13 protein-coding genes are annotated in these 14,013 nt (G+C 44.6%); all 13 read right to left on the bottom strand.

Translation table 11 applies throughout. The features are described from left to right. Positions 1 to 22: 22 nt before the first annotated feature. On the bottom strand, positions 23 to 1,348 hold the full coding sequence (locus ABEB26_RS26100) for an RCC1 domain-containing protein (RefSeq protein ID WP_345725030.1): 1,326 nt from the start codon (positions 1,346 to 1,348) through the stop codon (positions 23 to 25). Positions 1,349 to 1,480: 132 nt separating this feature from the next. Next, the gene (locus ABEB26_RS26105; protein WP_345725031.1) at positions 1,481 to 1,933 is read right to left on the bottom strand and encodes an META domain-containing protein; all 453 of its coding nucleotides are present in this window, start codon (positions 1,931 to 1,933) and stop codon (positions 1,481 to 1,483) included. 146 nt (positions 1,934 to 2,079) lie between these two features. After that, positions 2,080 to 2,529: a transposase gene (locus ABEB26_RS27030; RefSeq protein WP_486348336.1), complete on the bottom strand. Its 450-nt coding sequence runs from the start codon at positions 2,527 to 2,529 to the stop codon at positions 2,080 to 2,082. A gap of 21 nt (positions 2,530 to 2,550) precedes the next feature. Next, positions 2,551 to 3,402 carry an MBL fold metallo-hydrolase gene (locus ABEB26_RS26110; RefSeq protein ID WP_345725032.1) on the bottom strand — a complete coding sequence of 284 codons (852 nt, stop codon included), beginning with the start codon at positions 3,400 to 3,402 and terminating at the stop codon, positions 2,551 to 2,553. After that, the gene (locus tag ABEB26_RS26115) at positions 3,399 to 3,902 is read right to left on the bottom strand and encodes a hypothetical protein (RefSeq protein ID WP_345725033.1); all 504 of its coding nucleotides are present in this window, start codon (positions 3,900 to 3,902) and stop codon (positions 3,399 to 3,401) included. The genes ABEB26_RS26110 and ABEB26_RS26115 overlap by 4 nt, the downstream gene beginning before the upstream one ends. A gap of 12 nt (positions 3,903 to 3,914) precedes the next feature. Further along, positions 3,915 to 5,234, bottom strand: coding sequence for a phenylacetate--CoA ligase family protein (locus ABEB26_RS26120; protein WP_345725034.1), 1,320 nt, complete (start codon positions 5,232 to 5,234; stop codon positions 3,915 to 3,917). Positions 5,235 to 5,250: 16 nt separating this feature from the next. After that, entirely contained in the window at positions 5,251 to 5,946 is a 696-nt protein-coding gene (locus ABEB26_RS26125; protein WP_345725035.1) for a hypothetical protein, read from the bottom strand. A gap of 62 nt (positions 5,947 to 6,008) precedes the next feature. Beyond that, positions 6,009 to 7,835 (bottom strand): carbamoyltransferase family protein, encoded by a 1,827-nt coding sequence (locus ABEB26_RS26130; RefSeq protein ID WP_345725036.1) that lies wholly within the window; start codon positions 7,833 to 7,835, stop codon positions 6,009 to 6,011. Between the two features lie 33 nt (positions 7,836 to 7,868). After that, positions 7,869 to 8,984 (bottom strand): GNAT family N-acetyltransferase, encoded by a 1,116-nt coding sequence (locus ABEB26_RS26135; protein ID WP_345725037.1) that lies wholly within the window; start codon positions 8,982 to 8,984, stop codon positions 7,869 to 7,871. Beyond that, a complete protein-coding gene (locus tag ABEB26_RS26140; protein WP_345725038.1) occupies positions 8,984 to 10,321 on the bottom strand; it encodes a phenylacetate--CoA ligase family protein in 1,338 nt (445 codons plus the stop codon). Before ABEB26_RS26140 ends, ABEB26_RS26135 begins: the two co-directional genes overlap by 1 nt. Before the next feature lie 26 nt (positions 10,322 to 10,347). After that, positions 10,348 to 11,484 carry a carboxylate--amine ligase gene (locus ABEB26_RS26145; RefSeq protein ID WP_345725039.1) on the bottom strand — a complete coding sequence of 379 codons (1,137 nt, stop codon included), beginning with the start codon at positions 11,482 to 11,484 and terminating at the stop codon, positions 10,348 to 10,350. Positions 11,485 to 11,736: 252 nt separating this feature from the next. Next, positions 11,737 to 13,158, bottom strand: coding sequence for an oligosaccharide flippase family protein (locus tag ABEB26_RS26150; protein WP_345725040.1), 1,422 nt, complete (start codon positions 13,156 to 13,158; stop codon positions 11,737 to 11,739). Positions 13,159 to 13,172: 14 nt separating this feature from the next. Further along, complete coding sequence (locus ABEB26_RS26155) at positions 13,173 to 13,781, bottom strand: GNAT family N-acetyltransferase (protein ID WP_345725041.1); 609 nt, start codon at positions 13,779 to 13,781, stop codon at positions 13,173 to 13,175. Positions 13,782 to 14,013: the final 232 nt, after the last annotated feature.

A 14,013-nucleotide genomic window follows, 5' to 3' on the forward strand; every position in this document is an offset into this window, starting at 1 on the left:
CGCGATATCACTGCAAAATGGGTCACGCTGCCAAACTGGGCACGGATTCGCAACCAATTGGCCATTCGCTTTGACGGACGCTTTCCGGGGTAATGGGGCGAAATACACAATCTACTTGACAGTCCCTATGTACGGCCCCTAAATCCATCTCGACAACCTGAGCCATTGGTCGAATAACATTGGTAGGCGTAGCGACCTCTGGTTCTTGTGTTCCAATTCCAAGCTGTGCATCGCTATTCAGCCCCCAACAACGTATCACTGAAGCCATAATAATGGTACATGAATGGTTGCGTCCACTGCCAAGTTTGGTTGAGCTATTGGCGTTTGCCACTGTAAAAGGAATCATCTCATAGTTATTGGTTGACCCTACTTGATGGAAATCATTATTACCCCAGCACAGCATTTCATTGCCCCGTGCACCGATGCTGGTATTAACAATTGCACAGACATGGTTATACCCGCTCATGATATTCTTAACGTTGGCGGTTAACCCATACACTTGGATTGGGAAGAGCGAAGTGTTAAGTGTTCCATTGCCAAGCTGGCCAGAGCCACCACTGCCCCAACATTTGGCAGCCCCTGCTACAATCGCGCAGGTTGAGGTGCCACCAAGCGCCATGTCGGTCACGCCACTGGTTAGACCACTTACTTGAACTGGAATACTTGAACTATTAAAGCTTCCATTGCCAAGCTGGCCAGAGCCACCACTGCCCCAACATTTGGCAGCCCCCGCCACAATCGCGCAGCTGGTACTGATACCGACAAACACTGTTTCGACATTAGAGGTTAATCCAGTGACATTAACTGGAGTTGTTGAATTATTCGTTGTTCCATTGCCTAACTGGCCCCGATCGTTGAACCCCCAGCAAACTACCTGTCCTGACTGTTTCAAGGCACACATATGATCATAGGCAGTGCCGACCGCCAGGCTTTTAACATTGCTCAAGCCAGCCACAGCCACAGGCACAAGTGAGTCGTTGGTAGTTCCGTTGCCAAGTTGCCCATAGCTATTATCACCCCAACATTTGACAGTTCCATTGCTTAAGAGGCCACATGCTGCACGACTTCCAGTGGCAACTTGCAGCATATTACTTCCAAGCCCGACGACTGGTGCAGGCGTTTTAACATACCATGTGCGGTTAAAGTCAACCCCAATTCCCAGCCGTCCGTCAGCATTATTACCCCAACAATATGCCGCGCCATCAAAAATACCACACGAGAAATTCTCGCCGCCGCTAATTTGGCGGGTAGTAACCGCTTGGCTTAATTCGTCCGCAGTTGCTGCCGAAGCTTGAGGCAAAAATGTCAATCCAATTAATAAAAGTGCACAAAACAGGCTATGACGCATGAGTTCTCCTTCGTAATAGTTAGTATCACAATGGTAGTTAGTCTATGCGTCAAGCCTTCCGAGAAGTTGGTAATTTACTCCAAATCGAGTCCAAAAATGCTCCGAAAACTATGGCTGGATGTACAAGCGCGTTTATGGAACAGGTTGACGCACCATGGTGATAATGACGCTTCCCTCAGCATCCAGCAAGGTTAAATGGGTTTCGGTGTGTTGATAGATACGAACTTGCTCAAATTGTTGATGGAGCGCGGTTTCTTGGTCTTGAATACCCGGTTCAGCACAGGCCATCAAGGTTGACACGAGCGGGCCGATCCGAATGGTTGTTCCGTCGATCGTGATGCCGCCACCATACCCATTACAGCCACCATCGCCTGAGACCTGACTGGCGGACTCAATCACAAATGGTAATGGCTTGCTGCCGACCAACGGTTTCCCATTAATGGTTAACACATTCCAGCGTGAGCCAATTAACGCGGCTTCGTCAACGATCGTGGGAGCATTGGTTGGCTGTATGGTTGCAGCTGGTGTGCTCCCACACCCAGCTAACACGATGGTGATCAGCAGGATACTGATTATCGAACGCATGCGTAAATTCTCCATGAATATGGTGATCAGTTGATGGCAAGAGCAACGTTGGCTAAGCACGAAAGGTTCCGCTGATACCCATTAACCTATCGTTCGGGCTAAGAACACAACACACGCGCCGTTCACACCCATGAACGGCGCGTGTTCTAGATTTTCTTCACCATGGACAACCCTCGCATAGGCGAAAAAACGTTACCCAGTATAGTGTGAGCTGTATTTCTGTGATAGGTTATGGGAACGTCCGAATGAGCGGATTGTGCCGTGCCGCGCTCAACGTCGCCCAATACACCGCCTTCCGCAACTGAGCATGGCCACCCAGACCTTAAGCGTGCCCGCCCCCGCGCGCTGGTGCCCGATTCATGGGCCAACGGGGCTAACCCAGCATAGGCGGCGGCTTGGGGCGTGGCGCATACGGTGAAGTTCATGGTCGCAACGACGATCCACGCAATTGTGGTGGGTCCGAGGCCAGGAATACTCTCAAGGAGCGCTACCGAGGCTGCCCATTCCCCTCGAACCCACATGGCCACGGTGCGCCTCACGGATATCGTTGGGAAGTCTAGCAAAAAACAGTGCCACACGACATGCGCACGATACATCCGTCTGATACCGTGATGGGATCATTGTTTTTGTTGTTTGAGTTCGCTATAAATGTTCTGCAATGAATATGCTGGATCAAAAATAACTAATGCACTTTTGAAGTGATATACCATAAAATCTTGGAGTGTATAATGATTTGCAATTAATACTTGTGCTTCTTGAATAAAATCATTTAAATCGTTGATGAATGTCATAATATCATTGCGTGTATATAATTTATTCCCATGACCAGCAATAACCGTCTTAAAATCAATTGACGTTAAAGCGTTGATCTCTTGTTGCCAACCAAGAATTGTACCGCCTATTTTAGGATCAATAAAGATACCCTCGAAAAAAAGATCGGAAATAAAAAGTGTCTTTGTATCGTGGAATACACCAATTAAACTAGACCATGATTCATTGGCTCCAATCGGCCATAAGGTCACTGAGCGTTGATTGAACTCAATCACATAGGGCGAATGAATCTCTTGCGTGGGATACACAAGATCATTAATCGCAACAGTATGCGTTTGTGACTCGCGTTGATATGCTGGCCAAATAACGGGAGTACACATATTCATATGCATTACGGAATCCTTTGACCCAATAACCGGAAATCTACCAAATTTCTCCTGCAATAAAGGTACTCCAATATAATGGTCTAGATGGTAATGACTAATGATTAATTGTTTGATCGGCTTATCTGGGAATTGATCAAGAATTTGCTGAATGAATTGATAGTTGTTTTGATCTTCAAGCTGGGTATCGATCACATACAATCCATCAACATCCTCTAATACCAACGAATTAACTCGAAATGAGCCTACGCCCTGGAAAACATAGAGAAATGGTTCAACCCGCTGAAGTTTTGCCACATCATCTAATTGAATCATACAATACGCTCCTTAAGAAGTTGTGACCGAAGGTACATATACACTTGATCACGGCTTTGGCCAGCTCCTGATAAATAACGATTAAGCTCTAATTGGATAGCATTATACATATTCGCAGAGATACGATGATAGATATTTTGATAAAATATCGGCCAATCGAAGCCCGAAAGATATAAATAACGACTATCTATTTGCCATCCCGCGAATATAGGCAGAAAGCCATACCATAGCCATAATGTTATACATATTTCAGCACAGTATTGCAAGAAAATATTATCAATAAGATCATTATCGTTATCAACGATATTAACAATAATCAATCCATTAATTGTTAAAATATTGCTTGTTAATATTATATTTCTATGAATATGTATACTAAAAGCTATCGGGATAGTAGAAAAATTTTTGAGATCATCTACATTGATATTCCTTGTAATTGCCATCGCCGTAGGATATACTGAGGGGTAATTTAAGCAATATGCAATACTATCAACGGCCATAGAGAATCCTTGTCATTTATTAATGAGTAATAATTCAGGGTTTACAATAATGCTGCGATGCTTACCCGTTGATCCACGATCAATTCGCTCAACAAAATGTATTTCTAAATCAATCATTGAATCGCCTAAAACTTCCAAGAAGTGCGTTCGCACAAATTCTGCAACTGCAATTTGATCAATATCAGGCTGAGGGATAATTAATACGATAAATTTATCAAGCGCTTGTTGATGAATTTGAAACTCAACAACTTCGGGAATTTCAATAGGTAAACCGGCCAGCATATACGGTGACAATTCTTTTTGATTCTTAAGCACGATGCGATCATCGCGTCTACCTAAGAGTGATTTAATAATTGGATGAGCCCGGCCACAGCGACATACATCATCAGAGGCTATTGCTAAATCATTTGTGCGATAACGAATAAATGGCATAGCCTGATTATTTAAACAGGTAACCACGATTTCACCTTGTTCACCTGCTTTTGCAGGTAACCCTTGATTAGTCATTATTTCAATAATGACATTCTCACTAACACTATGTAATTGTTGATAGCGACATTCAAACGCCATTTGGTAGGCTTCAAATGATGAATATTCATTGTAAACGGGGCATCCAAAACCCTGTTCGATTAATTGACGTTCTTCAATAGTAATATGTTCGGAATTAAGCTCGATCATTCTCGCATTAATGCGCTTAAGATCATCTGCTGGAATACGCCGGACCAGTGGGAGTAGTGAAGAAGGGTAGCCACAAATTAAGTGCGGTTGTGCTTTTAACAGCAATTGATATTGTTCTTGTACCTCTGCATCGATTGGCACGAAATAGCGCCGCAGCAAGCCAAGTCGTTCTAGCACAAGCGGTTGCGTAAATGGAATCCACCGAAAATAAGAACGGCGATGCCAAGGACGGTAACCCATTTGATGGTATTGTCGATAGCTGATTGCCGTATAGATATCATAGGCATCATTATCATGATATAAATAGAGCCGATTTCCTGAAGAGCCTGATGTAGATTCTTGGAACGCATTATGATCATGATAACCGTGCGCTAATAATTGGCTGAAATCAGATTGACGCAGCTCGTCTTTTGATAGAGAGGGGATTTTTACAAGATCGGCTAGTGATTGAAGCTGTTGTGGATGAAATCCAGCATTTAACATTCTCTGGCGGTGGAATGGTACGTGCGTATAGGCATGATTAACTATTCGCTGAAGTTTCTTGAGCTGCCAACGATCCAATGCCTGTTTTGAACGTCGTTCAAGCCAAAATATATAGCCAACATAGGCGATCTGGCGAGCCAGATGTCGCAAGGTGGTTAGGAAATTCAACATAGACCTCCTTCGTACTCTACGCTTTTTTAACAGTGAGTTTATTGATCACGTGTTGCGTCCAGCGTTGAATTGGTGCAAGCATAACGGCAATTACAAGGATTAGATGGATGGCGATAAACACGATCATCCCCATAGCATTTGGTGCGTCACCAGTAAAGATAATCACATGTGAAGCCCATGAGAAGAATTCAGGTCGGCCACTTGGCCATTCATACATTAACCAAAAGGTATAATCATTAATCCCGGAAATTAAGATTAAAATTCCAGCAATTCCAAGTTTAAATGTTCGTTCACCGCTCCCCCCACCAACTCGATAGGCAAATAATGTCATAAGGACGGTAAATGCATTCATAAATATGGCATATCGATAAAAATAATTAAACTGCACCTGTTGTGCTTCAGTGCTAATAGCAAAGGCCTCACCTAACCGAAATACTTCTAAGACCAAAACTGAATCAATATATCCCATATAGACAATAAAGATCAGCAGGAGTAACCAATGAACCCACGTTCTTTTTTGAGGAAAGACGGCAATCATTAATACGGCTGATACCAACGGTATCAATTTAAACGTAAATTCACCAAAGCCATCAATGGTACGATCTGGCGGTAAAATGACCATCACCAATAAGGTAATAATGCCGCCGATTAATCCAGGTAAAAGCCAAATCCAATCAAGCCAGGTTGGTTTCGACGTTGATATGTGTTGCATCTGTTCCTCATCCAGTCGAAGCAGAGCAACACGCGATCGCTCTGCTTCAAATAAATACCTTTTTATTGGCTAATACCGATATTGTGCGGATCACGCATATACTGTTCGCGTACTTGTTTTTCAACATAGAATGGCCCAATGGCTAAGCCATCAAGATCGGTTTTGAGAAAGCACCGGATTGCATCATCAGGGGTACAGACAATAGGTTCATCATTATCATTGAACGAGGTATTAACAACTATCCCAACACCAGTCAATGCTTCAAAATGCTTAATCAACGTCCAATACTCAGGATTATCGTCATAGCTGACCGTTTGCACCCGTGCCGTACCATCAACGTGCGTAATGGCTGGCAACTTATCGCGTTGATCCTCTAAAACATCAAAGACCAAAAGCATAACCGGCGAGGGATAATCGCTCACAAAGTAATCACCAGCCCGTTCTTCCAAGGCCGATGGGGCAAAAGGCCGAAATGGTTCTCGGTGTTTAATTTTTTCATTAATCCGTGGTTTTGAATCGTGACTGCGAGGGTCAGCCAAAATCGTGCGATTTCCCAAGGCACGTGGGCCACATTCCATCCGCCCTTGGAACCAACCAATAATCAAGCCTTCGGTAAGTTTTTGAGCTGTATGGTGGGCAATATCATGGGGTTGGGTATAGCGTACTCCATGACGCTGCAGCGCGGCCTCGATCTCACTTGGGCTAAACGATGGTCCCAAGTAGATATAATTGCCCGTTGGTCGCGGTTGATTTAATATTTGATTGCTCACATATAACGCAGCACCTAACGCCGTACCATCATCTGAGGCTGCTGGCTGAGCAAAAAACTCCGTGAACGGCGTTTCCAGCAGAATCCGCCCATTCATCACACTGTTTAATGCGACCCCACCTGCAACGCATAACCGCGATAAACCAGTTTCTTGGTGCAGCCAACGAGCAATGTGCAACCCAACTTCTTCCAAGGTCACTTGTAAGGCATAGGCAATGTCGGCATAATGTTGTGGTACAGGATCTTTGGTTTTAGGGCGGGGCGGGCCGAACGTTTCAATAAATTTCTTTGAAACGGTATGCCGACCCGTAAGATGGTGCTCAAACCAGCTTAAATCGAGTTCATAGGTTCCGTCAGGCCCGAATTGAATCATCTTGCGAAATGCATCAACATATTTTGCAGTGCCATAGGGAGCCAATCCCATAACCTTGCCTTCATCCTTGGTTGGATAAAAGCCTAAATACCCAGTAACCATGGAATAAAATGCCCCTAATGAATGGGGAAATTTTACCCGGCGAATTTCTTGAATGGTATTTTGGTGACCAATTCCTAAAAAGGTAGAGGTGCCATCGCTCCCTAAGCCATCAACACTTAAAATTGCTGCATTTTCAAAGGGTGAAATGTAATAAGTACTGGCCGCATGCGCTAGATGATGATCAACTAGGTGTATTTTAAATTTTGTCGGCCCTTGATACGTTAATGCCTCAGAAAGTGTTTGTCTCAAGGTAAAGGTTCGTTTTAGGTGAAGCAGCACCGCCCCCCCAACATCATAATCATCGTGGTGGCGTTGAACACCATCGGATGTGATCGTTGAAAGCAAGCCCTTGTTCGCCATTCCCGAGGCTCCACGGAGCGCCGCTAATGTACCCGGAAAGTAGCGGACAAAATGTTTAGCAGCATAGCGCAATTCATCCCAGCGCTGCCAAAAGTAGGCCACATGGTCTACATCGCCCAGCGTAATACCAGCGGCATCAAGACAATACTGTGCCGCAAGGGCAGGAAATCCACCATAATGTTTCTTGCGATTGAACCGCTCTTCTTCGACAAACGCAATAATTTGGCCATCTTTCAAGAGTGCGGCAGAAGAATCATGATGCCGACTAAGCCCAAGAACGTACATCTATATGCTCCTCACGAGTAACAATCGAATTAATTAAGGTAATGAATTTGCAGCTGATTCTGAATGGCTAACAACCGGATCTTTTGGGGGAGGCATATCAACTCCGCCAATTACCCGTTGAATCAACGGTAAACCCTTCGTAAAGATGCGGTTGACCCAGTTCGGGTAGGCCCGAAAACAGAACCAGCGCTCAACGACATGAAAGCCATGGCCGCGTTTTTCCCGCTCATTGGTCAAGCCACCTGAAATGACGCGAATTCCTTGACCAATGGCCCAACGAATCATCTCATCCATCAAGATGAAATAGAGATAGGTTGAACGGCTGACGGCATAATTGAGGCCTGCAATGGGCCATGCTAAGCTCGACCCAGAACGAATAGTGAGAAAAACACCTTCAAGGGTGCCATTAACATAGCCACGAAATAAGATAAAGTCATCACCATATTCACGGTGCAAATGTTGGAGCATATCTGCACCAAAGGGCATCGTTTCGCGGGTTGTGCCATAACGAGCATAGACTTGGCAGATCAATTCGTATATGGTAGCTAGCTCTGATGCTTCGAAGCTGCCGATTGAACAGATCACCCCAAACTCGACCGCCTTCCGGCGAATCCGTCGAATTTCAGCCCGATCTTTGCTGGCAAGACTTTTGAGGTAGGCATCATCGCTGGAAAAGGGCAAATGCAGCAGCGAATAATCAGGCTGTTTGGAGATAGAAAAACCTGCATGTTGCCAGAGGGGCACATCATGTTCCCAAACACTGCTGATGGCATACAGAACGCGTCGTTTTTTCCAACAGAGTTCGGCTAAAGCGCGTTGGATAGATGGCATGAGCTGTTCGAGTCGAATATCGCTGCGCATGCTAATGCCACAGTGATTTGATGCATAGGGCGCACTCACCACGATCGTTAATCGCCGCAGCACATGCTCGCGCCAACCCTGTCGCCCAAACGTATTCTCGGTACTAGCAACCATAACGGCAGCAAGGCCAGCGGCATCCTCAAAAAGCACATAGCATGGCGCTTGATTCCGCCAGCCATGCTCCATTAACCGTTGCCACGCCGAACCCATAGCCAATTCATCAGTTGTGATCTGATCCCACGCAGACTGATCAAGCTGATCAATGGAATAGACAATGCGATAGTTCATCACAGTGCCTCGGTTAGGACAGGAGGGGTCGAACGGACAATATCAATATGTGAACTGGCTTGATGCACTTTGGAGATCACGCAGCGCAATTTACCCGTTCGTCCGCGCTCAAACGTCGTCGTTGGAATAATATGAAGCTCAACTGGCTCGCGGAAAAGATCGTGCAAGTTCTGGCGAATCATGGGCATGGTTGATTCAGCGTACCCTGGCATAATATTGACATAGACTTTAATGGTATCGAGCGTTTCTTGAACTAAAACGTGTTCAAGCATGCCAGGAAGATGCTCAAAGGCGGGATTAACGATCCGTGGGCTGATGCGTCGCCCACTTGGTAAGACCACGAAATCGTCAACGCGGCCTTGAATTAAGGCCATGGTGGGAAAGCCAGAGCCACATGCACAGCGTTCAGTCGTGCCAAGTGCGCCAACATCACCAATGGCATATCGAATGATGGGTTGGGCGTAATTGGTTAATCCGGTAATGACAATCTCGCCATTCTGGCCTACGCTAGCAGGTTGACCATCATTTAACACTTCAACAACCACATTATCGGCGGCAATATGGTACTGATGATATCGGCACTCATGGGTTACATGATGGAATTCGCAGGTTGAATAATCATCAAAACAATCGCAATCAAACGCTAAACGAATAATGTCGCGAATCCCTTCAGTTAATAATTCCGAATGCAAATGCACCGCTCGCGGGCGAATTTGGCGCAACTGAGCGTCGCTGGCAACCCGAATAATCATCAAAAGAATTGATGGGTAGGCCGTGATGAGCTGTGGGTTGATGTCCAGTAAGCGTTTGAGGAAGCTCTGCGCATCAGGTTCGCGCAAATTAATCTGTTCGCGTACACCAAGCCCAAAGCGCTCCCATGGGAGTGTTATCAATGGATCAAAAGCGGTATAGGCTACGCGATGCCAAGGCCGATAGCCAATCGACCAAAGATGTCGAAAGGCATTGGCAAAATAGGTATCGAATGCAGCCTTGCTGTGATACACATGAAATACCTTGCCCGATGAACCAGAGGTTGGTTCATGAATGGTATTTGTAGTGGTATAGCCAGTTGCGAGCAACTGATCACTGGGCGTTGTCCGCAGTTCTTGTTTAGTGGTGATTGGAAAATGGCGCAGGTCATCCATCGTGCGAATATCGGCTGGGGTAATGCCAGCTGTCCGCATTTTCGCCTGATAAAACGGACTAGATTGCCACGCATGCGTGATCATCGACCGCACTTTGTTGGTTTGGAGGGCATAAACCTGTTCCGGATCAAGCCGCTCTTGGGAGAGTGCCTGAATGATTCCCAGTCCTTGGCGCTTCATTTGGGCTACCATGATTAAACGTCTCCTGTTCGAATGGTTTAGATGATTGGAGTTTTTGGTGCGTGATTGGGTTCACCCAACTCATCCCATAGGTCATAGGTATCGCTCACACTGCTCTCGAAAAGCAACGGTGGGGTTGATGCAGTGTGCTGCTTGCGTCTGCGAAAAATCATCTGCCACAAATCAGGATCAAATACATAATGACCAAATGAGACGAAAACGCCTAAGGTTGCACGCCAATCATCGCGACTGATCCCATCGTAGACCGTATTGGGATCGCGAAATTGAAAAAACGGCGGCTCAATCTCATGGCGTTTAGGATTGGTGAGATAGTGGAGAAGATCGCCGGGAAACAACCAACGACAGCGTAGCCCGACTGTATAGTGATGTTGCTGCGGCACTGGCTGATCCCGCGCAACCTGATATAAAATAGCGGGAAAATCGATCCCAGAACTAATGGCTAATTGCACCGAAGCCCAAAAACGGGGATTAATTTCCATAAACATGAGTTCGCCCGTTTCGGAATTTTGCATGTATTCGACTTCGGCCAAACCATACCAACCTATTTCTCGTAGGAGCGCGACCGTTTGTTCCACCAATTCTGGAAGCCACACACTCTCTTGAACGGTGCTCAACCCATCAACCACAGGAAAATGGCGAATTTCCTTTTGGACAAATGAACAGATTGCCTCACCACGCTTATCCATAATCACGCAGACATCAAATTTAGTTCCACTTGGAACCCGTTGTTGAATCATTGGATACGGATACGTTTGATGAATCGCATACCATTGTTGGGCGACATCATGTGCTTGCTTGACATAGGCAATGCCTCGACCAGCAGAGCTTGTCCGAGGTTTAATAATGACATCGCCGCCCAGCCGTACAGCAGCCAGTTGCGCTTGTTCAAGCGTGCGAGGTAAGGATGTTTGGGGATGTGGAATATTTAATTTCCGAAGGATCTTCACAATCTTGGCTTTATCCAAACCATACATGACTTGTTCTTGGCCTGGAATTGGCACATGGGTGACTTTTTCAAAATCATCACGATAACGTGCACATAGTTGTAAGGTGATATCATCGGTTGGAAATAAAACATCATGCTTCTTTTTATGCAAATAATCTAATAAAAAATCAACAAATTTTTCAGGATTATTACGTGGATGTGGATACAAGACTGATTCGTGACAATATTTTGAGAGAAATGTTGGCGAAAATCGGGTAGTACTTCCTGCGGTAACAGGAATCCCTTTCCGTCCTAGCGATTGGCAAATAACCAGCGATTTGCGTAATAATGCGTCCGTCACAAACACAAAAAGACCCTCATAGTAGGAATAAAGGTAGAACGCAAAAAAGCTTCAGTTAATAATGTCGTAGCGTGAGGAATGCTTTTTGATGAGAGATTTTGCTAGGAAGAAGAGTGAATGCTATACAGTAGAGGTGTTCTTTCGATAGAACAAATTGTGCATTACAATCAAATCTGCTTTTCCTAGTGTACCTCCAGCGAACAAAATCCCAATAAATGAGATTAACCCAAAGCAAGAAATCAGTAGGATATGATCGGAAGGAAAGATGAGGGTGAGGATAATGATCATGCTACTCGCAATACCTGGTGGAAGAAAGAGTGACCATGGGTTGAGGATGGTAAGGTGTTTTTGTAATTCATAGTAGAGAACGCTCGCGAGGAAGCTATGAACTGCAATGTAAATCCATGTTGCTCCGATCAAATGATACTGCCACGTAACTAACATAATCACTGGCATACTTATTAAAAAACACGTACCGACAAGCATAGCTGAACGGCGGGCATACCCCATTGTTTCAAGAATATTAACCACGACCGTTGTTAAAAATAATGGGGGTAGACTCCATGCTAAAATTCGTAGAATAGTAGCAGCAGCAGCATATTGATCTGAAAAGATCTGAATAATTAAAGGCGTTAGGAGATAAATACTGCTCGCTGCTAAAAATCCTAGAATCATCGAATATCGGAGTAGATTGCTGGCAATCACCGTGATATCACTACGCTGTTCATGAATGGAACGAACAAGCAATGGGATTGATGCAGTAATCAAGATAGCAGGAATAGATGTTGTAATTAAGGTTAAATTATAGACCGATGTAAATAAACCTACACCTACTGAACCAACAAAGACCGTAATTGCAATAATTATGATGCGATCAAAGAAGAGAAGGAGGATATAGTTTATCCCAAACGGTAAGGCGGTGAGTAACGTTTTTTTAATCAAGTGAAAATTAAAATCAATATGAATATCTATTTTAATTTTTTTCATATCGACGAGACAAAAGAATAAGGCCACACCGGTTGCTCCAGCATAGATTGGTGCAATCCAAAAAATATCCTTGGTGATCCATGTTGCAATACTGGTACCAATCGCAATTAAGATGATCTGCAACAAGGAGTTGAGGGTTTGTGCCTTCATGTGTTCTATGCCACGCATATATGCCCATAAGACGGTTAGAAACGAGTGCAGATTACTATACAATCCCATCCAGACAATCAACCACCAATAACTGGGGTCATAGAAAATGATCACCAAGAGCACAAGCATTCCAATAGGAATGAAGATGAGCTTGAGCGCAAAGATAGTACTTAACTGTTGGCTAATCGATTGGTCGTGTTTTGCCGATTCACGAATAATATATTCGTCTAAGCCCATGTTAAACGCGATACTGAGAATAATCGAAAGGTTAATACCCGACGATAAAATACCAAAATGATTTGGTCCAAGGGTATTCGTCATGTATAGCGTTGCGGCAAAACTAATAATCCTGATGCCGAAAAAACCAATGATGAGTGAAATTAAGTTCTTTAGTACTTGTTGCATACACTGCGATGCCTTTATCCAAGGGGATGAATACGTTTCTCATAGAGCAAAAGCCGTGGTTTATGAGGGCGTAATCGCAACAGGATTGAACGGATCGAATTCCTCAGCTTAAAGCCCATGGTTGTGACCAAAGAACGTGATGGTACATTGGTTGATAAAATGAGACAGGTTATAACATGTTTCTCCCGTTGGTGACTATAATTAATGGCTGTTTCAATCAGTTGATGCGCAATACCATCGCGTCGATAGTCCGGCAAAACGGCAATTCCACTCAAATATACTTCGTGGCGCTCAATCTGGTATGACGAACTTTTAACTAAAATAGCCCATAATTTTAAGCCATGCGTTAAACCTAAAGCACGAGTTACGCGCCAAGTAGCGAACCACCCTGGCGACATATCGTCGGCGGTAGAAGCAAAGATCGATCCGACAATCCGTCCTTTATCACAGGCCAAAAAAATGCCCCTACATGGATCGCGATGCGCGTTACGCCATGCAATCATGGTCGAGAGAAATTGTTGATCAGTTAAGGTTGGAAACGCGTGACGAACAGCGGGGAACATCTGCATGATAAATGCCTCGATATGAGGAATATCATCGATGTGACATGATTGTATATTCATATATGAATAGCAAGGTTACTCTGAATTATGGATATCATATAATAACCATTAATTTTATGCAATAGACAAGATTTCGGTTCGCTGAGCAGATCGAGTCAGCAATAGTGATGTGGTCACGATTTAATGGATAATTATCTTATCCGCTCCACGCCGCTTCAATCATCGCGGGCGTTTGGTAGGCTAAGCTCGAATGTAGCCGTTGGCGATTATAAAAAATTTCGATGTATTCGAA

Origin of the sequence: Herpetosiphon gulosus (genome assembly GCF_039545135.1) — a bacterium.
GTDB classification, from domain to species: Bacteria; Chloroflexota; Chloroflexia; order Chloroflexales; family Herpetosiphonaceae; genus Herpetosiphon; species Herpetosiphon gulosus.